The following is a 24,450-nucleotide window of genomic DNA, read 5'->3' on the forward strand; positions in this document are numbered from 1 at the left end:
GGTTACTCCGGGTCTATCCGCAATACAGCGGTTAACAACACCAATACAAACGCCGCCAATAAAGGCCAGCGGAACAATTCCTGCTGAGGCCGCCACTGTTGCGCCGCTTGCTCCACCGGCTCTAAGCGATCTAATTCAGCGTAAATTTTGTGAAACTCTTCGGTATCCCTAGCCCGGAAATACTGCCCGCCGGTTTTATCCGCAATTGCCCGCAAGGAACGCTCGTCCAAATCCGCATTCGGATTCATTAACTGAAACCCAAACAAACTGCGGGCGGCATCACTTTCCGAACCAATCCCGACCGTGTAAATTTTTAAACCTGCCGCAGCCGCCATATCCGCCGCTTCCAACGGGCTAACGCTGCCTGCGGTATTCGCGCCATCGGTCATTAGGATCAGTACCCGATTTTTTTCCGGGCTGTTTTGTAAGCGTTTTAACGCCAACCCAATCGCATCACCAATGGCGGTGCGTTCACCTGCCAAACCAATCGCAGATTCTTTAAGCAATTGCAGCACGGTATGACGGTCAAACGTTAGCGGAGCTTGCAAATACGCCTGATCACCAAACAGCACCAAACCAATACGGTCGCCACTGCGTTTACTGATGAATTCCCCTGCCACCGCTTTAGTTGCTACCAAACGATCCACGACTTGGCGATTTAAAATGAAATCTTGCTCCTGCATACTGCCGGATAAATCGACAGCCATCATCAAATCACGCCCCTGCATGGGCAACGATACCGTATCACCAATCCATACCGGACGTGCTGCCGCAGTCAGCAACATTAACCAAGCCAACGCCCCCAACAGCAATGCTAACCAACTGTGCCAAGAACGTGAAAAAGCTTGTTTACCTTGTTGAAAATCTTCCAGAAAAGGCACTTTCAATGCCCTGCCCGCCTGCTGTTGCGCAGGTTTAAACACCAAACACACTAACCAAGGCAAGGGCAGTAACAAAAACATCCACCACCAGAGCAAGTCATACATGGCGTTTCCCCTGTTGCAGATTAATCCAAGTACGAATGGCTTGAATCAATGCGGCAGTTTCCACGGGCGCATCGGGTCGATACGGTTGCTCGGTCAATAAGGTCGTAAAACGCGGCGCAAATAGCGGCTTACCCACCTGTTGATCAAGAAACTCCACCCACGCATTACCTGTTAACCCGGAGACCCGTTCACGCCCGTATTGGTTAATCGCCACGCGACGCAACAACACCGACAATTCCCGCAATAACGCCGCTGGCTGTTGCGCATACTGGCGTTGCAACTGCGCTAACTGATCCAATGCCAGCGTCGCACCCTGCGGCTGGCGGTTTTGACGTTTCCACAACCAAATCAATCCAGCAATTAACAGCGCGAACACTAACGCCCCCACGATCCACCAACCGGGAGCCAACGGCCACCAGCCCAGCGGTGCGGGTAAATGAATATCGCGTAACGGCAAGCTATCCGGGTTCATCGCAACCCCCGTGATAATTTTAATAAGCACGCATTGCTAGTATCTGCCGTGGATAATTCAATCAAAGGCAAGCGGTAACTGCGACTGAAATCTTGCAACACCTTGCGCGATTGCTGCGCCCGCTCATGGTAACGGTTGCGCCACAAGCTCAACCCCAGATTGACCCACAACTTACGTTTACCGCCATCGGTCAAACGCACATTACCTTGCGACGGTAAGTTATCTTCAAACGGATCATGAATAACCACTAACGTCACTTGAGAATGACGGCTAATCATTGCCAGTTGGCGCAACGCGGTTGGGGTTGCTTGGCGAAAATCACTCACCACAAACACTTGACTGCCCGCTTGAGCCACACGCCGTAACCGTGTCCAACTGCTTTGTAAATCTTCACCACGCGCCGGGTTTATTGTTGTTGCCCCGTGACGGGTCATCTCGCTCAATTCACGCAACAAATGCAACGCCGCAGAGCGACTACGCGACGGCTTTAATTCAATATGGCTGCTATTTTGCAAAATACCACCGATACGATCACCGTCTTCGAGGGTTTTCCATAGCAACAACGCCGCAATTTCTGCCGCTACCACGGATTTAAAGCGTCCACGTGTCGCAAAAAACATCGACGGGCGTAAATCCATCCACAACAGCACCGGCTTTTCACGTTCTTCTTCAAAAACCTTGGTGTGTACCCGCCCACTACGTGCTGTCACCCGCCAGTCAATGGTACGGATGTCATCGCCGGGTTGATACATACGCGATTCAGCAAAGTCCATTCCCCTGCCTTTGTGAACCGAACGGTGTAACCCTGCGTGCCGCGCCCGAATATGGCGTTTCGCCAAAACCAACGTGCGTACCTGCCCCTGCAAATGCAATAACGACTGCAAGGAACTGAACACAATGCCATCCCCTTGCTGCCCTATATACCCAGCTTGGCCTGTCTGCCTTGCTCCCGACTGCATCGCCATCAGGGAACCGCTACCAACGCCAATAATTCATCAATCACATGGTTTGCTGTCATGCCATCGGCTTCGGCCTCAAACGTCAATAACAAACGGTGACGCAACACATCATGCGCAATCGCCTGCACGTCTTCCGGTGTCACAAAATCGCGCCCAGCCAACCACGCATAGGCACGCGCACAGCGATCCAATGCCAAGGTTGCACGCGGGCTTGCGCCATAAGCAATACTACCCACCAACGATTTACCGTAACGCTCCGGGTTGCGGCTCGCCAATACCAGTTGCAGCAAATAGGTTTCGACCTTATCCGCCATGTAAACATTCAACACGTCCTGACGCGCCAAGCGCACATCTTCGCGGCTCACCAACGGTTCAACCGTGTCTTTTTCGTGTTTGACTTGCTGCATGGCTTCGCGCCGCCCCAAGTGCAAAATCACTTTCTCTTCTGCGGGTGTCGGGTAATCCACCACCACGTGCATTAAAAAGCGGTCAAGTTGCGCTTCAGGCAAATGGTACGTGCCTTCTTGCTCAATCGGGTTTTGGGTCGCCATTACCAAAAACGGCTCTGGCAACTTCCAAGTAGTGCCTGCCACGGTGATTTGACGTTCCGCCATCGCTTCCAGCAACGCCGACTGCACTTTCGCCGGAGCGCGGTTGATTTCATCCGCCAAGATCAAATTGTGGAATAACGGGCCTTTCTGAAAGTGGAAAGAACCATCATTCGGGTGGAACACTTCTGTACCGGTAATATCCGCCGGTAATAAGTCCGGGGTAAACTGTACGCGATGGAAATCACCTTCGATCCCCTGCGCAAGCATTTGAATAGCACGGGTTTTTGCCAAACCGGGTGCGCCTTCAACCAATAAATGCCCATCCGCTAACAAGGCAATCATCAAGCGATTAATCAGGGATTTTTGACCGATGATTTTGCTCTGCAAATACTGGGATAACTTGTCAAAATTTTCTTTTTGGTTCATGTTGGCTAGTCGTAGATGAGTGTAGGGCGAAATATACGCGCCCTATTCCCGTGGTTTCAAGTTAATCATCGTTAATCCAAGTAAGTAACAGGCTATGACTATCCAAGCACAGATTGAACAAAAACTTCAAAACGCCATGCAGCCCGACTTCCTCGAAGTCCTCAACGAAAGCCACATGCACAATGTCGCACCCGGCTCCGAATCGCACTTTAAAGTGACGTTAGTAAGCAGCCAATTCAATGGAAAAATGCTGATTGCACGCCATCGCCTGATTAATGGCATTTTGGCAGAAGAACTCAATGGCAAAATCCATGCTCTCGCGTTACACACCCTCACACCCGACGAATATTTTGAGCGGGCGGGTAAAGTCGCCGAATCACCGTTGTGTATGGGTGGCGGAAAATCATAGTCAAGAGCCGTTCCCTATCTGGAAGCCTATACTGGAGGAGCGTGCTACACTGAAACCAGAACATCAGGGAGTAATGTTATGCGTTTGTCCCGTTTCTGGTTGCTTGTGCCATTCCTCGCCGCTGGCGGTTGGTGGGTTTGGCAGCAACAACACCCTACCGCCTTAGAGGTGAGTGCCGCGAGTGTCAGCCGTGGCGTAGTCGAATCCAGCGTTGCCAATACCCGCGCCGGTACGGTGAAAGCCTGCCGTCGCGCCAAACTCTCGCCCTCCATCGGTGGGCAAATCAGCGTATTACCCTTTGCCGAAGGTGCTCACGTCAACACGGGTGATGTGTTGCTACGCTTGTGGAATCACGATTTGCAAGCCAATGTGGAGGCAGCGGATAAAGGTGTGCAAGCGGCACGCTCACAACGTAGCGCGTCCTGCTTGCAAGCTGCTGAAACCCGTCGCGCTGCCGATCGCGCCAGCCGCTTACGCCAATCCGCCAGCATTTCGGTACAGGAATTGGATAAAGCCAATACAGCGGCAGCGGTGGCAGATGCCACGTGTAAAGCTGCCGAAGCCCAAATTACCCTCACTGCCGCTCAGCTAAAAGCCGCACAAGCGCAATTGGAACGTACCGTGTTGGTTGCGCCGTTTGCAGGGGTGATTGCTGACATCAATGGCGAACTCAACGAATACGTCACGCCTTCGCCGCCCGGTATCCAAACGTTGCCCGTGGTGGATTTGATTGAGCCGGGGTGTTTCCTTGCCAGTGCGCCGATTGATGAAGTCGATGCGCCGAATATCAAAACGGGCTTGCCAGCCCGCATTACCCTTGATGCCTGGCGTGGGCGTGATTTCCCCGGCAAGGTGACACGGGTCGGTTCTTACGTGATTGATCTGGAAAAACAGGCGCGGACGGTGGAAGTCGAACTCGCCTTCGATAATCCTGCCGACCTCAAGGATTTGCTGGTCGGCTACAGCGCGGATGTGGACATTATTCTGGAAACCCGTCGCGACGTGTTACGCATCCCTACCGAAGCGTTGTTCGATAAGCACTACGTGTACGTACTCACCGACGCGGGCAAGCTGGAAAAACGCAAGATTGGCGTTGGCTTGAGCAATTGGAGCTTTACCGAAGTCACCGAGGGGGTGGCGGAAGGCGCGAGTATCGTGACTACGCCGGGGGCGGCGGGCGTTGCCGAGGGCGTGGCGGCGAAGGCGAAGGAAACCACGGATGAATGACGAACCCCTCATTGCCCTACGCGATATTTGCCGTGAGTTTCAGGTGGGTGATGAAACGGTACACGCGTTGGATCACGTCAGCCTCAACATCCACGCAGGCGATTACATCAGCGTGATGGGGCCGTCGGGGTCAGGAAAATCCACCTTGCTGAATATGTTGGGTTTGCTCGATCAGACCAACGCCGGGTCTTACCGCTTTGCGGGACGCGAACTCACTACCTTGCCGGAAGAACAACGGGCGCAAGTCCGCCGTGACAATATCGGTTTCATTTTTCAATCATTCCACCTGATCCCGCGTTTGACGGCAGCGGAGAATGTGGAATTACCGTTGGTGCTCACCGGAATGCCTGCCAGCGAACGCAAGGTCAAGGTACGTCAGGCATTGGCTGGTTTGGGGCTGGCAGATCGGGCGGATCATCGCCCCGCGCAATTGTCCGGCGGGCAGCAACAACGCGTCGCGATTGCCCGCGCTACCATTATGCACGCGCCCTTGTTGCTGGCGGATGAGCCGACGGGGAATCTGGATTCGCATTCCAGCACCGAAGTGATCCGTATCCTCGAAGACTTGAACACACAAGGCATTACCTTGGTCGTGGTGACGCACGATACTGAGATCGGCAAACGCGCTCGGCGGCGCATTCGCATGGTGGATGGGCGTGTGGTCGGGGATGACGCATGAAACCGCAAGACACACTGCACTTTAGCTACCAAGCCTTACGCGCTTATCCGGGGCGCACGGCGTTGATTTTGCTGGCGATGTGTATCGGCGTGGCAGCGATTATCTTGTTGACCTCGTTGGGTGAAGGCGCACGCTTGTACGTGATTGGGCAATTCCAAGGCTTAGGCTCGAATTTGCTGATTGTATTGCCGGGGCGTTCGGAAACCACCGGCGGTGCGCCGCCAATGCTGGGCACAACGCCGCGTGATTTGACGCTGGATGATGCACTGGCTTTGCAACGCAGCCCTGCGATTAAAGACGTTGCGCCGATTATTTTGGGAGCTGCTCCGGTGGCGTATGAATCCCGCGAGCGCGAAGTGACCATCATGGGTTCTACTCCCGCCTTATTGAGTGCGCGGCAATTGGATTTGGCGTTGGGGCAATCCTTGCCCGACACCAATCCTCGTGTGGCAACGGCAGTGTGCTTGCTGGGAGAAACCGTGTGGAAAGAGCTGTTCGGCAATCGCCCCGCCTTGGGCGCATGGGTGCGGATTGGCGAATCGCGTTTCCGGGTGATCGGCGTATTAGCCGGTAAGGGGCAGTCGCTGGGGTCGGACATGAGCGATATGGTGGTGATTCCGGTGGCGAGTGCGCGGAATTTGTTTAATGCACCGTCTTTGTTTCGCATCATTGTTACCGCGTCCAGCCAAGGGCAATTGCCTCAGGCCGAACAGGATATTGAACAGATTATTCGTCAACGCCATGACGGTGAAAATGACATTACCATTATTGCGCAAGATTCGCTGATTGGCACGTTCGACAATATCCTTGGCGCATTGACGTGGGCATTGGGCGGGATTGCCGCCATCAGCTTGATCGTGGCGGGCATTCTGATCATGAATGTGATGCTGGTGGCGGTTAGCCAGCGCAAGGCTGAAATCGGTTTGCTGAAAGCCTTGGGTGCGCCGACCTCGCAAGTGTTGCGCTTGTTTTTGACTGAAGCGACGTTGTTGGCAAGTGCGGGCGGGGTGATTGGTTTGTTGTTGGGGTTGGGTGGAGTGTTTGTGTTGAACCAAGCCGTGCCGGATTTTAGTGCGCAACCACCCTTGTGGGCATTGATCGCTTCCGTGCTGATCACGTTTTTTACCGGCTTGCTGTTTGGCAGCATTCCGGCAAGACAGGCAGCGCGGCTTGATCCGGTTGCCGCGTTGTCGGGGAGGTAGCAGTGTTATTTGCCGATTATTTGCACCTTGCCACCACGAGTATCCGCTTTAGCCGGATGCGCAGTTTTTTGACGGCATTGGGGATTGCGGTGGGGATTGCGGCGGTGGTATTGCTGACGGCGTTAGGTGGCGGGGTGCAGCAATACGTTCTCAAGCAGTTTACCCAGTTTGGGGCGCACATTATTGCCATCAACCCCGGCAAAAGTTCGACCTTGGGCGTGTCGGGTGCAATGGTCAGCAATGTGCGTCCGCTGTCGATTGAGGATGCGGAGAGTTTGCGGCGGATTCAGGGCGTGCAAACGTCCGTGCCCGTGGTGCAAGGCAATTCGCCGGTGGAAGCGGATAAGCGTACCCGCTGGACGACGGTGCTAGGGGTCAATCACGAAACCTTGGCAACCTGGCAGTTGCGCGTTGCCAGCGGGCAATTCTTGCCAGACGATGCGGCCCGCCAAGCCCGCAATCTGGCGGTGATTGGCGCGAAAGTGCGGGCAGAATTATTCCCCGACAGCAATCCACTAGGGCAAGCCATCCGCATTGGGCAGGAACGCTTTCGAGTCATTGGAGTGATGGAATCCAAAGGGCAAATCCTCGGTTTTGATATGGATGATTCCGTGTATATTCCGGTGGCGCGGGCGATGGCATTGTTTAACCGTGAAGGCTTGATGGAAATCGACGTGTTGTATCAGGCTGGGGCAAATGAGGGGGGAATTATTGCGCAAATCAAGACATTGCTGATCCAACGCCACGGCACGGAAGATGTGACCATTACCAGCCAAAGCGACATGCTGAAAACGCTGGGTTCGATTTTGGATATTCTCAAAGCGGTGGTGGCGGGGATTGGTAGCATTTCTTTGCTGGTGGGGGGCGTGGGGATTCTGACCATTATGAGCATCGCAGTGAATGAACGCACCGGGGAAATCGGTTTGTTGCGGGCATTGGGTGCGTCACGTCAACAAGTGACACGCTTGTTTTTGTTGGAAGCGGCGGCCTTGGCAGGTTTGGGGGGCATTGCCGGATTGGTGGTAGGGATTAGCATTGCGTGGTTGTTACACGCCGCGTTACCGGCGCTGCCCGTGCAAATCGACTGGCTGTACGTGGTATTGGCAGAAGCGGTGGCGGTGGTGACGGGGTTGCTGGCAGGTTTTGCGCCCGCACAGCGAGCTTCCGCCTTGCCGCCAGTGGATGCGTTGCGGCGGGAATAGATCCCACACCCGGCAACAACACCCACCCGACCGGCTAACGACATCGCCTTAGCAGCACTTGCCACCGCTACAGCAATTGCCCGCATTCGTGGTGGTTTCCCCCAACAGCCAGCATTCAATACTCGCTTTGGAAGGAATGCCGCCTGCATGAACCACTTTGCCATCCACGACCACGCCGGGAGTGGACATTACGCCGTAGCCCATAATGGAAGGCAGGTCTTCGACTTTTTCCAGTTCCACCGCCACGCCTTTTTCTTTCGCCATGTCTTCGATCAGCTTGAAGGTGGTTTTGCAGTTGGCACAACCCGTGCCGAGAACTTTGATTTGCATGAAATGCTCCTTGATGCAGTAAACGTTACAAAACGAGATTAAAAATATACCCGACCAGCAAGATACCCGTCGCCACGACGCCAATAAAGGTGGCAATCAAACGCGGTTTAAGCACCTTGCGTAAAATGATCATTTCCGGTGCAGACAGTGCAATCACGCTCATCATGAACGCCAGCACCGTACCGAGTGCCGCACCTTTCGCCAGCAATGCCTGCACAATTGGAATCACTCCAGCAGCATTGGTATACATCGGCACGCCCAGCAACACCGCCGCAGGCACTGCCCACCACACATCCTTACCCATGAAAGATGCCATGAAATCTTCCGGCACAAAGCCGTGGATCAGCGCACCCAAGCCCACGCCGACGACGATGTAAGGCCAGACCTTACCGACGATTTCACGCACATGCCCGAAACCGTGCTGGATGCGTTGCGCCCACGACATCGCACTTGCACCAACATTGCCAGCGGATTGGGTGTTTTGCATCTTGCGTACCCAGTCTTCAAGGTGCTCTTCCATGTTTAGCTTACCAATCAGCATTCCGGCAACAATCGCAATCAGCAAACCCATCACCAGATACAGCGCGGCAACCTGCCAGCCAAATAAGCCGAATAGCAAAATCAGCGCGACTTCATTCACCATCGGCGCGGCAATCAGGAACGAGAATGTCACGCCCAGCGGCACACCCGCTTGCAGGAAACCGATGAACAATGGCACAGCGGAACAGGAGCAAAACGGGGTGACAATCCCCAAGGTTGCTGCCATTGCATTACCTACGCCCAATCGTTTGCCGGAGAGCATGGCACGGGTACGTTCCGGCGACACGAAGGTATGGATAATGCCCATCACGAACACAATGCCGGTGAGCAGCAGCAACACTTTCGGGGTGTCGTAAAGGAAAAACTGCAACGCCCCCGCAAGATGGCTACCTTGCGTTAGCGGCAACCAGCCAACGATTACCTCAGATACCGGTAATAACGCTTGGTAGAGCAACCACCAAATAACCGCCATCACGGGTAAAAACCACGGTTGTGTCAAAACTTTCATCAGCAACACGCCTGCCCAGAAGCCGTCGGCGTACAACAAGCACCACCCGCCTCCACCACTGGCACACCTGCGAATTGTTCATCAAACGCAGCATCCAGCTTTTGCGCCGCTTCGTCACGGATGTGGCGGGCAATTTCTACCGCCGTTTGGATATGGTCTTCCGACACGCCCAAGGAGCGCAGGCGTTGCACTTGGCACAGCCCCATGCTGGGGTGTTTTGCGGCAATACCTGCTGCCAGTGACACCAGCGCGACGATGGAGGAATGTAGTGGTGGGGACGTATTCAACACGCTATCTCCTAAAGTTTTAATATGAAATTTTTATGACCACTGTCAAAACACTTCAACAATATACACCTTGGCGAATATAATGCACTTCACATCAAATAGCACTAGGAAATCACGATGGCAACCATTGGTATCAACGGCTTCGGGCGCATGGGACGTTTAGGTATCCGCGCTGCATGGGGCAACCCGGCATTTACGTTTACCCAAGTCAATGAAATCGCAGGCAATGCAACCACGTCCGCGCACTTGCTGAAATTCGACTCTATTCACGGCATCTGGTCGCCGGAGTGCAGTGCGGATGAGCGCAATATGATCATTGACGGGCAAACCATTGCTTACACCTCCAATAAAGCCATCGAAGATACCGATTGGTCTGGCTGCGACATCGTGCTGGAATGCAGTGGCAAGTTCCGCAAAATCGAGCAATTGCAGGCGTATTTCGATCAAGGTGTGAAAAAAGTCATTGTTGCCGCCCCCGTCGAAGGCGCATTAAACATCGTTTACGGCGTGAATGACGACTGCTACCAACCGCAAGAGCATCACCTGATTACCGCTGCGTCTTGCACCACCAACTGCCTTGCACCCGTAGTCAAAGTGATGCACGAAAAGGTCGGCATCAAGCACGGTTGCATGACCACACTGCACAATATTACCAACACCCAAACCATTATCGACAAAGGGCATAAGGATTTGCGCCGCGCCCGCGCCTGTGGCGAGTCGATGATTCCGACCACCACGGGTTCTGCCAAAGCCATTACCAAAATCTTCCCGGAACTCGCGGGCAAATTAAACGGTCATGCAGTGCGCATCCCGTTATTGAATGCCTCCCTCACCGACTTTGTGTTTGAAGCAGCACGTGAAGTCACCGCAGAAGAGCTGAACGGCTATTTCAAGGAAGCCTCAGAAACCTACCTGAAAGGCATTTTGGGTTACGAAGAACGCCCGCTGGTATCGGTGGATTACAAGCACGACCCACGCTCGTCGATTATCGACGCGCCCTCCACGATGGTCATTGACGGTACGCAGGTGAAAATTTATGCCTGGTATGACAACGAATGGGGCTATATGAACCGCATGATGGAATTAACCGCAAAAGTCGTGGCTGGTTTGTCCTAGTACGAACCCTAAGCAGCTCTTGACTGAATACAATGCTTATGCAGCGGCTAATGCCCTATAATTCCGAAGGAAATAGCCGCTAGCAAGCACGAACCACAGGAGAGAAAACCATGATTTCATACATGGAGCTTCACGAGCAAAACCACAAAATTACCGAACTGTCGAATGTATTAAGTTACCTGATTAACGAACGTTCTATGTGTGACACTGCTGTGTCATGCGAATTATTTTTCAGATACGTTGCAATGGTGCGCGAACATCTGGAAGTGGAAGAACGCGAACTTTATCAATTACTGCTGGTACACGAAGACAATGATGTGCGCAATACCGGCAGAAAATTCCTGTCCGGTTCTGGTGAAATCAAGCGCGTTTTCGGGCAATACCTGAAACGCTGGTGCAAAGGCAAAGAACTCCGAATCCGCGATCATGAAGCCTTTATTCAGGAAACCCGCGAAATTTTCAGCTTAGTGATACGCCGCATTGATGATGAAATCGTGCATCTTTATCCTACATTGCTGGACTTTGGCGAGATGCCAATGAATGCAAAGGCGGCGTAACGGGATTGTTCCACATGAACATTCCATGACACGCACCTTTTCATTCTCCTGTATTCACAAAAACGCATATAATGAGCCGTATCGTTAATCGGATAAACGCTATGACTCTCGACCTGCGCAATTACCTCACTGTCACCTTCGGCTATTGGGCGTTCACCCTCACCGATGGTGCAATCCGTATGCTGGTGGTGCTGTATTTCCACCAGCTCGGTTATTCACCGTTTCAGGTGGCAATGCTGTTTTTGTTCTATGAATTTTTCGGCATTGTCACCAATCTGGTCGGCGGCTGGCTGGCGGCACGCTTGGGACTAAACGTCACTATGCACATGGGGATGCTGCTGCAAATCGTAGCGTTAGGGATGCTAGTTCCGACCCATTTGCTTTCCGTGCCGTATGTGATGGCGGCGCAAGCTCTGTCTGGTATTGCGAAAGACCTGAATAAAATGTCGGCGAAAGCCAGTGTAAAAACGCTCGTGCCACACGGGGCGAATGCGCGTTTATTCAAGTGGGTAGCGATTCTCACTGGCTCGAAAAATGCCCTGAAAGGCGTTGGCTTTTTCTTGGGTGCGGCATTATTACAAATCGCGGGTTTTCAGGATGCTTTGCTGATGCTTGCGGGCGGGTTATTTGTGGTGACGTTGATCACCCTGACATTGCTACCCGAAGACATCGGTAAATCCAAAGCCAAACCGAAATTCACCCAAGTTTTCTCCAATAACGCCGCGATTAACTGGTTATCAGCAGCGCGGTTTTTCCTGTTCGGGGCGCGGGATGTGTGGTTTGTGGTTGCCGTGCCAGTGTTTATGTCGGGCGTGCTGGGGTGGAGCTTTATGCAGGTCGGCACTTTCATGGCGGCGTGGGTAATTGGTTATGGGGTGGTGCAAGCGTCTGCTCCGGCATTGCTCGGTTTGAAACAACACACGCCGGGTGCGGGTGCTGCGCAATTCTGGGCATTGGTGTTGCTACTGATTCCGGTGGGTATTGCCTTGGCTTTGGCGCAACCAGACTGGGACGCAGCAACTGTTTTAGTGACAGGACTGCTGCTGTTTGGGGTGGTATTTGCGATTAATTCCGCCCTGCACTCTTACCTGATTTTGGCTTATGCGGATCACGATAAAGTGGCGTTGAAAGTCGGGTTTTACTACATGGCAAATGCGGGCGGGCGTTTAGCAGGCACGGTGTTTTCGGGGTTAACTTACCAACACTACGGTTTGGCGGGATGTTTATGGCTCTCGGCAGGATTCGTCTTAGTGGCTTTACTGCTATCATTGCCGCTGAATAAGGCCAGCCGCGCACTGGCTTAACCACCCTAATTACGAGGAAAACCGATGCAACACAAACCCGTTATTGGCTGGATTGGCCCCGGTATTATGGGCGAACCCATGTGTAAAAATCTCATGAAAGCGGGATTCTCGCTGAGTGTTTACGCCCGTCGCCGCACCTCTGCCCAAGCATTATGTGAGCTGGGCGCAAGCTTTTACCCCACCCCCGCAGCACTGGTAGCAAACGTGGATATTGTCATCAGCATGGTGGCAGATACCCCGGATGTGGAAGCGGTATTATTAGGCGATGAGGGTGTCATTCATGGCGCGAAACCGGGCTTATTAGTGATCGACATGAGCACCATTTCGCCAGTTGCCACCCGTGAAATTGCCGCGCAATTAATCAGTCACGGCATCCGCTTTTTAGATGCACCCGTTTCCGGCGGTGATGTGGGCGCGATTGCAGGCACATTGACCATTATGATCGGCGGCGAAGCGGCAGATGTTGACTACGCCCGCCCTGCACTTGAAGCCATGGGAAAAACCATTACCCACATTGGCGCACACGGCGCGGGGCAATTAACCAAAGCGTGTAATCAACTGATTGCGGCACAAAGCATTATCGCCGTGACTGAAGCCTTTGAACTTGCCAAAGCGGCTGGCGTAGACCCCGCAAAAGTGCGCGAAGCCCTGCTGGGCGGGTTTGCTTATTCGCGGGTGTTGGAATTACACGGGCAACGTATCTTGAGCGAAAACTACCAGCCCGGTTTTAAAGCGAAACTGCACAACAAAGACCTGCACATTGTCACCGATACTCTCGCGGCATTCGGGCTGAATTTACCCGGCACACAACGCGCTGCCAGCTATATGCAAACTCTGGTGGATAACGGTGATGGTGAACTCGACTCCTCAGCATTAGCCAAAGTGGTGCAACAGCAGCGTTAAACACCACCAAGGTGATTACTTTTCCAACGGCTTGAGCAAGTCCATCAAGTCGTCGGCACTGAAACGCGCCCCCTCTTCACCGGCTTTATCCGAGTACAAACCGTCCGCCAGTGCTTGTTTGCGCTCTTGCAGCTTGAGGATTTTTTCCTCCACAGTTTCTTCGGTCAGTAATTTATAAACGAACACCGGCTTATCCTGCCCAATGCGGTAAGCGCGGTCGGTTGCTTGTTGTTCCACCGCCGGATTCCACCAAGGGTCGTAATGAATCACAGTATCCGCTGCGGTTAAGTTCAAACCCGTGCCACCCGCTTTCAAACTAATCAGGAACACTTTCGCATCACCTTCCTGAAATGCTGTCACCACGTCATCACGGTTTTTGGTCTGCCCGGTCAATTTGCAATAACTGATATTGGCTTTTTCGAGTTCAAGCTCAATCAACGCCAACATCGAAGTGAATTGCGAGAACAATAAAATCTTGCGGCCTTCCTCCACCATTTCCGGTAACAAACTCATCAGCAATTCGAGCTTGGCGGATTCTTTAACTTTCTGGGCTTTCTCAAGTTTTACTAAACGCGGGTCACAACACACTTGGCGCAATTTCAATAAGGCTTCCAAAATCATAATCTGGCTGCGGGCAAAGCCTTTTTTACTGATTTCTTCGCGCACCTTGGCATCCATTGCCAAACGCACGGTTTCATACAAATCACGCTGTTTACCATCAAGCGGCACACTGCGGATAATCTCAGTTTTCGGCGGTAATTCGCTCGCAACTAATTCTTTAGTGCGCCGTAACATAAACGGCAGCACCCGATTGCGTAACTGCTGTTGCCGCCCCAGATCGCCTTGTTTTTCAATCGGGCTGCGGAATAAACGGGTAAATTTCTCATTGGTTCCCAGAAACCCTGGCATTAAGAAATGGTACATCGACCATAACTCACCCAAATGATTTTCCAGCGGCGTACCCGTCAAACACAAACGATGACGCGCTTTCAAAGTGTAAATAATCTGGGTGGTTTTAGACGCAGCATTTTTAATTGCCTGCGCTTCATCCAAAATCAGGTAATGAAACTGCTGTTTTTGATAACGCTCTTCATCGCGCAGCATCAACGGGTAAGTCGTCAAAATCAGATCAAAATCAGCAAACGAACTAAAGTGGCGCAAACGATCCGCACCGTGTACCACCTGCACCCGTAATCCCGGCGTAAAACGCGCGGCTTCACGTCGCCAATTGCCCATTAAACTCGTCGGCGCAACCACCAACGAAGGTAAATCCATGCGCCCCGCTTCCTTCTCCAGCAATAAATGGGTCAAGGTTTGCAAGGTTTTGCCCAAACCCATGTCATCCGCCAATGTGCCGTTGAACTGAAACTCGCGCAAAAACTGTAGCCAACTCACCCCTTCGTGCTGATACGGGCGCAAATCGGCCTGTAAACTCGCGGGTATTGTCGCGGGCTGAATCCCTTGGAAGTTGCGTAATTTCTCCGTCAGTTCCGCTAATTCTTCCACGCCTTTCCATTTCATTCCCGGTGCGTTTAACAACGCCGCCAAGTTTGCCCCCTGGAAACGACTAAACTCCAAATTGCCATCCGCATTTAACGGCTGATGGTCGTACAACTCGACCAACGTTTCCATGATCCCTTCCAAACGCTTGGCATCGAGTTTTACCCAACGATTATCAGACAGCGGCACTAACAAATGTTCTTGGCGGCGTAACAATTCCTGCAACGCTTGCGGGCTTTCCATTTGCGTCAACATTTCCACCAAAATCGGCAACAAATTAACCCGTTGCCCATCGACCTGAAAGCCCATGCTGATTTCAAACCAGTCATTACTGCCCGCGCTTTCTTCCCACGCTGCATCAAACTCATCCACCACATCGAATTTCAGATCGAAATCTTCCGCGATTTCCACCTGCCAACCGGCGTGCTGCAAACTACTCAAGCCATGCTCAAGAAAATCATGCCAGCGTAATGCACCCAAGGTTTTATTGTCGGCTTCCAGCACGAAATCCAACGGATGCAAACTGCTAAAACGTTTACGCCCCGACTCAAAACCGTAATCACTCAAGGCTTCCAACGCGCTTTGCTCACCCAGCCGGTCACGCTGCAAACGGTAACGTTGCTTATCCACCTTCACCACGCTAGACGCACCCGGTGTGGTCGGGCGCAAAACATGCGTATCGTAACGAAAACTCAAACTGACCCCGTGTAACGCGCGTCCGTGTTCATCGCTTAACAGGGTTTGCAATAAAATCACCGGCTGGAGCGGATACTCCAGAGCCTCCATTTCTTGACGCACTTTGACTGATGGAGCGGGGATGTCAGCGTCGGGTAATATTTCCAGCAAACGCTCGCTCACCACCTCGGCTTCTTCCGGCGGAATCGGCGGCGCGTTTAACAGCTTTTCCACCTGCTGTGAGTTTAAGTCGGGGTATTCCAGCAAGCCGCATTCACGATTCGCACTATCCACAAACCACAATTCACCATTCAACCAAAAACGCTGGTCAATCGGCTTTTCTGCTACCAAGCCAACGTGGTAACAGCCTTTTTCATCTGTCGTCCACTGGAAATCAAACAAGCGGCGCATTCCACTGCGTAGTGGTTGGGCGGCGTGTTGCCAAGCCTCCGCCGTTGCCCAAAATGCCCGTCCGGTTTTTAACACTTCCGTTAAAACCTGCTGCCCTACTCTGCCGGTTAATATCCCGCTGTGACCGTAACTGGCAAAGCGTAATTCCGGCAATGCCAGCAACTGCGCAATCATTAAATCGTGTGGTTCGTAATGGAAATTACGGGCGCGGTGATTAGTGATTAGCGTATCCAGCGGAATACTGGATGGCTTGCCTAAACCGCCTTTTTTCAAGGGACTAGAGCGATAAATACCAATATTTACCAACTCGGTGCGGTAATTATCAAAGCGCAGCAAATACAACAATTGCGCTTGCGGCGTAACCACCTCAAAGCTCGTATTCGTCTCTTGCGAGGAGCGACTGGCAGCAGTAATGCTTTGCAACCAAAAATCAATCGGCGACACCTGTTTACCACGCGCAGTCGGCAAACTCGCCGCTGTAAATGCCCGCGCTCCCAAGCCCCGCAATTCACTTTCACGCCGCTTTAACTTAGAGGCTTGTTCCAGATAACTGAACAGGACAGCGACGGAATGTTTACAACTGGTGGTCACTGGACAACTGCACATACCGGTAATCCAATGCGGTCTTTTTTCGTTGTAACTCACTGTCGTGGCATACGGTGTACTGCTGTTACCCTGGACTTTCGCGTAAATCATCACATTGCCATTACCACTTTGTTCAGCACGGTAATGGGTAACGTGATTGGCTTCAAAATAGTCGATACCACGCTCCACCGTTGCGGTGTCAAATACCGTAAATAACACGGATTGCGGAATGTTATTATCCGCTAATAGGTCGATATATTTCGGCAACAGGTGCATGTATCCGTCCATGAAAAAGTCAAAATCGTGTTACTATGCCCCGATACCGGCAGCAATGCCACATTAACACCCCAAAAGGATTTAGCCGTGATTACAGCAGAACAGCAAAAACAAGTCGATGGTGTGATGGAACTTCTGAGTGCCCACATCGCCAACCCACCTTGGGAAGAATGGATGGTCGAAGTTTTTACCGGTTCCATCGACTACGCCGCCGAAATGTTAGAGCTTTCTGCTGATGAAGTCTTGGATTATCTCGAAGAGCCGCCGTTGGGACAAATGGCACACGCTCACGTTTTCGAGCATTTCATCACCACCGAAACCAATGAAGACGACGAAAGCGTGTTAAGCGAATTCATTCGTACCCGCGTCGAACAACAAACCGGTTCGTTTGCCTGCCAATACATTAATGCGCTCAATAAAGCGACATTAGGCTTGTGGGAAGTGATGGGCTTTACCGCTGGTAAATCCGCCCAAGTGCGCCAACTAGGTACTACCGGGCCGGTATTAGAAGTGCCGTTAGAAGCAGACAGTATTCCTAAAAACATCTGCATTGCTTCGCGCCTACTGACCTTAGCCGACGGTAGCCACACCTTCAGCTTCGGCTTGTTACCTGTTGACCGCAATGAAGCTGACGATATTCTGGCTTACCTTGAACAAGTGCGCACCGAAATGCTGGAAACCGCCCAAAGCGAAGGCCACGCACACGATGCTGCTGACGTTGAAGCAGCGATTCGGGAAGAATTGACTGACCTCATGTTCCACGAAACTTTCGCCTCGTGGATTAGCCAAGGCTTTGAAGAATAAAGAATGCCACCTCTCCTCTTGTTCCTTCACCCCTTGCGGGGGAAGGTCAGGATGGGGGGTTAGCTAACGTCGCTTCGCGCACCATATTGAGTAAATCAATCAAGGAACTGGCGTGCATTTTGTCCATCATGTGACTGCGATGAAACTCCACCGTCTTAATGCTCACACCCAGTTTTTCGGCAATTTCTTTGTTGGAATGGTTACGAATCACCAAATCCATCACCTCGGTTTCACGGTCGGTTAAATTCGCAATACGCGCCCGAATCGTGGTCAAACGCAGCCGTGCTTGCTGATTTTCCTTGTCCAAAGCCAATGCTTCATTCACATAATCCAACAGCAATTGGTCTTCAAACGGCTTTTCGAGGAAGTACTTCGCCCCCGCCTGCATCGCCCGCACCGCCATTGGAATATCACCGTGACCAGTAATAAAAATGATCGGCAAAGCGTATTGCTGCTTGGTTAAATGTTGCTGTAATTGCAGCCCGCTCATACCGGGCATCCGCACATCCAAAATCAGGCAACCGACCATATGCATGGTGTAAAACTTCAAAAAAGCTTCGGCGGAATCAAACGTTGCTACCCGCAAGCGCATGGATTCTAACAACCAGCGTAACGAATCGCGCACCGCCGGATCATCATCGACAATAAAAACAGTCGGCTCATAGGTCATGGATTTGCATCCCCCTCCAAAGGCAACATAAAGCTGAACGTTGCTCCACGGGTTAAATTATTGACCGCTTCCAAACGTCCACCGTGGGCTTCAATAATGGAACTGCTGATCGCCAGCCCCATTCCCATACCATTTTTCTTGGTAGAGAAAAACGGGCGGAAAATATTCTTTTCAAATCCCACTGGCAACCCCGTCCCCTGATCAACCACCGACAAGCGCAGGGCATGATCGTCGGCACGCGCGGTACGGATGCGTAATACAGCAGGTTTCGCGTCGTTCATCTCATCCATTGCGTCCAGCGCGTTTTGCACCATATTGATCAATACTTGCTCTATTTGAATTTTATTAATCAACACATTGGGCAGCTCACTCTCCAACTCAACGATTAATTTGGTTTCCTTAAACTGCTCGGTGGTTTCCAATAAGTGTAAGGTTTCGCGCACCACCTCGTTAATGTTACACGACAAACGCTCATTATCTTGATCCTTGCGGGTAAAATCTTTCGCATAGCGCAAAATATCACCTGCACGCCGCACCTGCGTAGACACTAACTGCATGACTTCCTTCAATTCTTCCAAATTGCAGCCATCACTGTTCAAGCGTCGCTCACAACCACGAATGTAATTGGCAATAGCGGATAATGGCTGATTCAGTTCGTGCGCAATCCCCGAAGCCATTTCCCCCAAGGTATTGAGGCGCATAATGTGAGCTAACTCTTGTTGGCGTTCCGCGAGCAATTCTTGTGCTAACTTGCGTTCGGTGTGATCCACGATAATCGACATAATGCGCAATTCATCATCAGAAAAATGCACTAGCAATGAGTGAATTTCCAACCAGCGCGGATTACCTTTGCTGGTTCTAATGCGTAATTCACGCTTATTCACTTCGCCGACCTCACCAATCATCGCAAGGCAGTTGTCCACTTCCGGCAAATATTCGGGAAACACAAAATCCCGCAGGGAACGCCCCACCAACTCAGCACTGGAACTGACTTCCATAATCGACAAACCCGCTGGATTCACTTCCTGAATAATGCCATCGGTAGTGCAAATATTAATCCAGTTAGGTTGCATGTGGAAAATCGTGTGGAGTTTTGCGCGTTCAATTTCTAAACGTGCTTCCGCCCATTTACGCTCATCAACCTCTTGGGTCAGTTGTTCATTGGTACTTTTCAGTTGGTGGTTGGCGGTTTCTAATTCACTGCTTTTGACACTCAACTCTTGATTAACGGTGCGTAACTCTTCGTTAGTCGATTGCAACTCCTCGTTGGAGGTTTGCAGCTCTTCGGTGGAGGTATACAGCTCCTCGTTAGTCGACTGCGCCTCTTCGTAGGTCGATTGCAATTCCTCGTTGGAGGTTTCCAGCTCTTCAATTGTGGTTTGTAAACTTTCACGGGTTTCGCGTAATTCTTCTTCCAGCTCTTTTAAACGCACCGTATCAGTCATTTGCTCTACAACAGTATCACTCAGAGGCACTTCAACGTCAGAAAACACCTCGAAAACGATCATGCTGACTTCATTTTCGGTAAGCTTTCCTGCCGGAAAATGGCTCACCCGCATTAATACGCGCTTGTCTTCACCATTGATTTTCATGGGAATACGCCGACTGAGAATGGACTCATCAGTACGCCGCGCTTTATAGAGCATTCCGCGCATATCCTGACGCAATTCACTGCGAATTAACTCCAGAATCCCTAATGCGGCACGCCCTTCCATGAAGCTTAGAAACGGATCAACATGACCGCGCACATAAGCAATTTCCTGACGGTCATCCAGCAAAATGCACACCGGCTGATAAATGTTTACCAATAATTTATCGACCATATCCTGAAGCTTCACGCGGTTACGCTCACGCGAGCCTTGCCCGTAAATTGCTGGTCGCTCACGTTGCTGGCGATGTTGTAATAAGTACGGCGAATGACCTTTCACGTCGCCACGACGGCGGTACATACGCGCCTTACGATCCACTGTGGTAAACAGATTTTCCGCATTGCCAATCGCTTCAGATTTACCTAAAAACAAAATACCGCCGGTTTCGAGGGCGTAATGAAACGACTCCAGCACTTTGCGTTGCAAATTCTGGTTAAAGTAGATCAGCACATTGCGGCACGACACCAGATCAAGGTGCGAAAATGGCGGGTCACGCACCAAATCGTGGCGTGCAAACAGCACCATATTACGGATGGTTTGATTAAGCTGATATGCACCGTCTTTTTGAATAAAATACTTATCCAATAAACGCGGTTCTATATCGACTACTGCCGCTTTAGGATAACGTGCTTGGCGGGCAATGGATAATACGCCATCGTATAAATCCGTACCAAAAATCTGAATCTTGTAACGGCTGGCACGATTCCCTAAATATTCCGATAACATAATCGCAATGGAATAAGCTTCTTCACCCGTGGCACACCCGGCTATCCAAATACGAATTTCACCTTCTATTTTACCTTTCTGGCTAATAATATCTTCCATCATGCGGTGTAAAACCTGATACGCATCGGTATCACGGAAAAATGCAGTGACTGAAATTAAAATATCATTATGTAATTCATATAATTCTTCGGGTTTATCACGCAAGAAACTGCAATATTCATCAAGACGCTTACATTTATGTAAAGTCATGCGCCGTTCAATACGCCGTAATAAGGTGTTGCGTTTATAATCGCGGAAATCTGTGCCGGTTTGATCCAATAACATCCGCAAGATTTCCTGAATCTCATCTTCGCTAGGTTCAGTCTTTTGCGAAAAAGGAAACGAGGAACCCGGTTGATTGAGTAAGTCATGGATTTGTTGAGCAATTTCTTCGGGTGGCAATACCAAATCCACATGCCCGGTATTGATTGCAGCGTGCGGCATACTGTCAAAACGCGCGGTTGATTCTAATTGCGCAATGGTAATACCGCCTTCGGCTTTAATCGCACGAATCCCGTGCGCCCCATCCATTCCCGTGCCGGATAAGATAATACCAATAGAACGTTCACCGTGATTTTCTGCGAGCGATGCCAATAAACGGTCAACAGAAGGTTTCGGGCCAATACCCGTGGCTTTTTCCAAATGAATGCGTTGGCGTGTATAAAAAGCATCCATTCCCGGCGGAATAATGTAGAGTTGACCCGCTTGCAAGGCTTGATCGTGTTGTAATTCATTCACTTGCAACTGGGTTTCGCGCGACAAAATCGGCACAAGCATACTGCTGTGTTTCGGATCAAGGTGCTGCGCAAGGATATAAACCACACGCTCATCAATCGGTAATTTCGGTACTAATAGCCTTAAAGCCTCAAGCCCACCGGCTGACGCACCGATACCCACAATAATTAAGCTGTCATCACTGCCATCATCATGAGTAGCATTGGAATTACCGGTCATTGCTTCGCTCCCGCGCGTCAGTATTTTGGTATTAACAGCTTGAAATCAGCCGACCACCAGAAGTCTAACGGAAAAGCGAACCAAAAAAAAAGGGTCGATTTAAACAATCGACCCTACCTAGCGTAGGCTTCTTCTGATTTTTGGCTTAGATTCATTATTCTCTAATTTTCCACGTAACGTCGTCACAACGTTGCTGTACTTGCGTTCCTCCTAGCTCTGCGTCGATGCGCGTCATCCAGCGCAAGTACAGAACGAATTGTAAGGGTATTCGACAATAAAGCGAATAGTAAACGCCCAAGGTATCATAAAGCTCGTTTACGGGTTTCCCCTAGATCAATCCCTTGAATCCCATCAAACCTTTGAGGATTTTTCTATACGCTGCCGAATATTCGTCTCACATAATGTGGCTAATCCTTTACGGTCAAGCCCCGTTATTATTAATGGAGGTAAAAAATGGATTTCAGCCGCACATTCCGACTCACCCAACACACCCCATAAATTATCCCATAATGCCTGATCATCCACGTAGGGTATTAATGGCTGAGTTAATCCGTTTACACTAGGATAGCGTAATACAATCGGCTGCACCGGAATATCCAAGTTAATTGCTGGGGCAAATAAACGTGCATGAAATGGCAACACATCATTACCCGTGGTTGTCGTACCTTCGGGAAACAGCAGTACCGTCGCGCCCCCTTGTAGTGCATCGGTCATGGTCGCCGTTGCTGCCGCTGCCGCGCCTGCTTTACCGCGTGTAATAAACAATGTACCGGCCTTCACTGCCAACCAACCCACCACCGGCCAGTGGCGCACTTCCTGTTTCGACAAGAATCGTACTGGCAGCACCCCACCCAATAGCGGAATATCCAGCCAGGTAATGTGATTTGCCACCAGCAAGGCTCCTGCGCTTGCCGGTGTACCACTAACCTTCACGCGCACGCCCATAATGCGGGTTAAACGCCGCAACCAAGCCTGCACCAAACCCTGATAAAAAGGTTGGGTCACACTCATCCGCAACACCCCGGCAAAAATCGCGGTCAACAACACCCCCCACAACACATGCCCCAAGAACAACAGCAACCGCGTAACCCGACGTAACGTTTTCATAATGATCTCCTTGATACCAGCCGAAGAGCCTATTGGCTTCTGCACCAGAACGAAAGGCCGCGCGGAAAATTTTTTTCATTTGTCACAAAGCTGTCATATTGGATGATTAGAGTACGCAGCAGTTCAATACGGACGTGATTGAAACATCATCTGATCTAAAAACTTTGGAGACTTTCAAATGAAGAAACTTGCTCTGGCAATTGCTGCTGCTCTGGCACTGTCTGCTACCGCCGCACAAGCGCGTGACAACATCGAAATCGTGGGTTCTTCCACTGTTTATCCTTTCACCACCGCAGTAGCTGAAACATTTGCTAAGAAAACTGGCAATCCAGCACCAAAGGTTGAATCCACCGGTACTGGCGGCGGTATGAAATTGTTCTGCGCCGGTGCTGGCGTTGAAACGCCAGACTTGACCAATGCTTCACGCCGCATGAAAAAAGGCGAATTTGAAGACTGCAAAAAGAACGGCGTTGATGCTATCACTGAAATCAAAATGGGCTACGATGGCTTGACTCTCGCACAATCCAAAAGCGGTGATGAGTTCAAAAACTTCACCCTGAAAGATTTATACATGGGTTTGGCGAAAGACGTGCCTAACGAAAAAGGCGAATTAGTCCCTAACACTGCCAAAACTTGGAAAGAAGTTAACGCTGAACTGCCAGACGTTAAAATCGAAGTCATCGGGCCGCCACCTACTTCTGGTACACGCGACTCTTTCAATGAACTGGGTATGGAAGGCGGTTGTAAGAAAATCGACTCCATGAAAGCACTCAAGGAAAAAGACGAGAAAGCTTTCAAAGCAGCTTGCCAAACTATCCGTGAAGACGGTGCGTATGTTGAAGCCGGTGAAAACGACAACCTGATCGTACAGAAACTGGAAGCCAACCCTAAAGCTCTGGGCGCGTTCGGTTTCAGCTTCCTTGAGCAAAATGAAGACAAACTGCGCGGTTTAGCTATCGGCGGCGTTGCGCCTTCACCAGAAGCAGTTATTGATGGCAGCTACCCAATGTCACGTTCCATGTACGTTTACGTGAAAAACAGCCACGTTGACCAAGTAAAAGGCATCAAAGAATTTATTGCTGAATACGTCAGTGAAGCGGCTATGGGTGCTGATGGTTACTTGGCTGACAAAGGCTTAGTACCTGTTGACGCTAAAGAACTGCCAGAAATTGCTAAAAATGCAACAGCCCTGACTGCAATGACCGCAGATGGCTTGAAATAATAACAAACACTTCTCCAGTTAATAAATTTTAACGAAAGGAGTTTTAAGGGAGCGCGTGTCGCTCCCTTTTTATTGGGCGATGCACAAAAAAATCAACAAATTCAGCACATTGTCACAGAATTGACACACAACCACGCTTAAATGCAACGTATAAAATGGAATTCATACAGGTTT

22 protein-coding genes are annotated in these 24,450 nt (G+C 50.9%); 11 read left to right on the forward strand and 11 right to left on the reverse strand.

All coding sequences use genetic code 11. From position 1 onward, the window contains the following. Positions 1–2: 2 nt before the first annotated feature. From J9260_RS08095 to J9260_RS08110, 4 genes are all read right to left on the reverse strand, one after another. On the reverse strand, positions 3–986 hold the full coding sequence (locus J9260_RS08095) for a vWA domain-containing protein (RefSeq protein ID WP_210220498.1): 984 nt from the start codon (positions 984–986) through the stop codon (positions 3–5). Then, positions 979–1,458 (reverse strand): DUF4381 domain-containing protein, encoded by a 480-nt coding sequence (locus J9260_RS08100; RefSeq protein WP_210220499.1) that lies wholly within the window; start codon positions 1,456–1,458, stop codon positions 979–981. Before J9260_RS08100 ends, J9260_RS08095 begins: the two co-directional genes overlap by 8 nt. After that, positions 1,455–2,354 carry a DUF58 domain-containing protein gene (locus J9260_RS08105; protein WP_246499702.1) on the reverse strand — a complete coding sequence of 300 codons (900 nt, stop codon included), beginning with the start codon at positions 2,352–2,354 and terminating at the stop codon, positions 1,455–1,457. Before J9260_RS08105 ends, J9260_RS08100 begins: the two co-directional genes overlap by 4 nt. Before the next feature lie 68 nt (positions 2,355–2,422). Continuing rightward, positions 2,423–3,394, reverse strand: coding sequence for an AAA family ATPase (locus J9260_RS08110; protein ID WP_210220501.1), 972 nt, complete (start codon positions 3,392–3,394; stop codon positions 2,423–2,425). 94 nt (positions 3,395–3,488) lie between these two features. On the opposite strand from J9260_RS08110, the gene J9260_RS08115 reads away from it, so the two are divergent. From J9260_RS08115 to J9260_RS18845, 5 genes are all read left to right on the forward strand, one after another. Continuing rightward, on the forward strand, positions 3,489–3,803 hold the full coding sequence (locus tag J9260_RS08115; RefSeq protein ID WP_210220502.1) for a BolA family protein: 315 nt from the start codon (positions 3,489–3,491) through the stop codon (positions 3,801–3,803). A gap of 78 nt (positions 3,804–3,881) precedes the next feature. Next, on the forward strand, positions 3,882–5,030 hold the full coding sequence (locus J9260_RS08120; RefSeq protein ID WP_210220503.1) for an efflux RND transporter periplasmic adaptor subunit: 1,149 nt from the start codon (positions 3,882–3,884) through the stop codon (positions 5,028–5,030). Next, a complete protein-coding gene (locus tag J9260_RS08125; RefSeq protein ID WP_210220504.1) occupies positions 5,023–5,709 on the forward strand; it encodes an ABC transporter ATP-binding protein in 687 nt (228 codons plus the stop codon). The genes J9260_RS08120 and J9260_RS08125 overlap by 8 nt, the downstream gene beginning before the upstream one ends. Continuing rightward, on the forward strand, positions 5,706–6,911 hold the full coding sequence (locus tag J9260_RS08130; protein WP_210220505.1) for an ABC transporter permease: 1,206 nt from the start codon (positions 5,706–5,708) through the stop codon (positions 6,909–6,911). Before J9260_RS08125 ends, J9260_RS08130 begins: the two co-directional genes overlap by 4 nt. A gap of 2 nt (positions 6,912–6,913) precedes the next feature. Beyond that, positions 6,914–8,113, forward strand: coding sequence for an ABC transporter permease (locus J9260_RS18845; protein WP_210220506.1), 1,200 nt, complete (start codon positions 6,914–6,916; stop codon positions 8,111–8,113). A gap of 48 nt (positions 8,114–8,161) precedes the next feature. Here the strand turns inward: J9260_RS18845 and J9260_RS08140 are convergent, their stop codons facing one another. The 3 genes from J9260_RS08140 to J9260_RS08150 are packed head-to-tail and all read right to left on the reverse strand — an operon-like array spanning position 8,162 to position 9,781. After that, complete coding sequence (locus tag J9260_RS08140) at positions 8,162–8,443, reverse strand: thioredoxin family protein (protein ID WP_210220507.1); 282 nt, start codon at positions 8,441–8,443, stop codon at positions 8,162–8,164. A gap of 25 nt (positions 8,444–8,468) precedes the next feature. Next, complete coding sequence (locus tag J9260_RS08145) at positions 8,469–9,491, reverse strand: permease (RefSeq protein WP_210220508.1); 1,023 nt, start codon at positions 9,489–9,491, stop codon at positions 8,469–8,471. Then, on the reverse strand, positions 9,491–9,781 hold the full coding sequence (locus J9260_RS08150) for a hypothetical protein (protein ID WP_210220509.1): 291 nt from the start codon (positions 9,779–9,781) through the stop codon (positions 9,491–9,493). Before J9260_RS08150 ends, J9260_RS08145 begins: the two co-directional genes overlap by 1 nt. Positions 9,782–9,895: 114 nt before the next feature. Between J9260_RS08150 and J9260_RS08155 the strand changes: the two genes are divergently transcribed. From J9260_RS08155 to J9260_RS08170, 4 genes are all read left to right on the forward strand, one after another. Then, a complete protein-coding gene (locus tag J9260_RS08155; protein WP_210220510.1) occupies positions 9,896–10,894 on the forward strand; it encodes an ArsJ-associated glyceraldehyde-3-phosphate dehydrogenase in 999 nt (332 codons plus the stop codon). Positions 10,895–11,004: 110 nt separating this feature from the next. Further along, positions 11,005–11,451 (forward strand): hypothetical protein, encoded by a 447-nt coding sequence (locus J9260_RS08160; protein WP_210220511.1) that lies wholly within the window; start codon positions 11,005–11,007, stop codon positions 11,449–11,451. Positions 11,452–11,552: 101 nt separating this feature from the next. Further along, positions 11,553–12,755 (forward strand): organoarsenical effux MFS transporter ArsJ, encoded by a 1,203-nt coding sequence (gene arsJ, locus J9260_RS08165; RefSeq protein ID WP_210220512.1) that lies wholly within the window; start codon positions 11,553–11,555, stop codon positions 12,753–12,755. A gap of 24 nt (positions 12,756–12,779) precedes the next feature. Next, complete coding sequence (locus J9260_RS08170; RefSeq protein ID WP_210220513.1) at positions 12,780–13,658, forward strand: NAD(P)-dependent oxidoreductase; 879 nt, start codon at positions 12,780–12,782, stop codon at positions 13,656–13,658. Between the two features lie 15 nt (positions 13,659–13,673). On the opposite strand, the gene J9260_RS08175 is transcribed toward J9260_RS08170, so the two are convergent. Beyond that, positions 13,674–17,105 carry a DEAD/DEAH box helicase gene (locus J9260_RS08175; RefSeq protein ID WP_210220514.1) on the reverse strand — a complete coding sequence of 1,144 codons (3,432 nt, stop codon included), beginning with the start codon at positions 17,103–17,105 and terminating at the stop codon, positions 13,674–13,676. 87 nt (positions 17,106–17,192) lie between these two features. Here J9260_RS08175 and J9260_RS08180 point away from each other — a divergent pair, with 87 nt between their 5' ends. Beyond that, the gene (locus J9260_RS08180; RefSeq protein WP_210220515.1) at positions 17,193–17,909 is read left to right on the forward strand and encodes a hypothetical protein; all 717 of its coding nucleotides are present in this window, start codon (positions 17,193–17,195) and stop codon (positions 17,907–17,909) included. A gap of 46 nt (positions 17,910–17,955) precedes the next feature. Here J9260_RS08180 and J9260_RS08185 read toward each other — a convergent pair whose 3' ends face one another. The 3 genes from J9260_RS08185 to J9260_RS08195 form a co-directional block, all read right to left on the reverse strand. After that, complete coding sequence (locus tag J9260_RS08185) at positions 17,956–18,579, reverse strand: response regulator transcription factor (protein ID WP_210220516.1); 624 nt, start codon at positions 18,577–18,579, stop codon at positions 17,956–17,958. Further along, a complete protein-coding gene (locus J9260_RS08190; protein WP_210220517.1) occupies positions 18,576–21,947 on the reverse strand; it encodes a CheR family methyltransferase in 3,372 nt (1,123 codons plus the stop codon). Before J9260_RS08190 ends, J9260_RS08185 begins: the two co-directional genes overlap by 4 nt. A gap of 351 nt (positions 21,948–22,298) precedes the next feature. Next, a complete protein-coding gene (locus J9260_RS08195) occupies positions 22,299–23,054 on the reverse strand; it encodes a lysophospholipid acyltransferase family protein (protein WP_210220518.1) in 756 nt (251 codons plus the stop codon). Positions 23,055–23,232: 178 nt separating this feature from the next. Between J9260_RS08195 and J9260_RS08200 the strand changes: the two genes are divergently transcribed. Further along, positions 23,233–24,276, forward strand: a complete 1,044-nt coding sequence (locus tag J9260_RS08200; RefSeq protein ID WP_210220519.1) for a substrate-binding domain-containing protein — start codon at positions 23,233–23,235, stop codon at positions 24,274–24,276. The last annotated feature ends 174 nt before the right edge of the window (positions 24,277–24,450 follow it).

The sequence above is a fragment of the Thiothrix unzii genome, from assembly GCF_017901175.1.
Taxonomy (GTDB): domain Bacteria; phylum Pseudomonadota; class Gammaproteobacteria; order Thiotrichales; family Thiotrichaceae; genus Thiothrix; species Thiothrix unzii.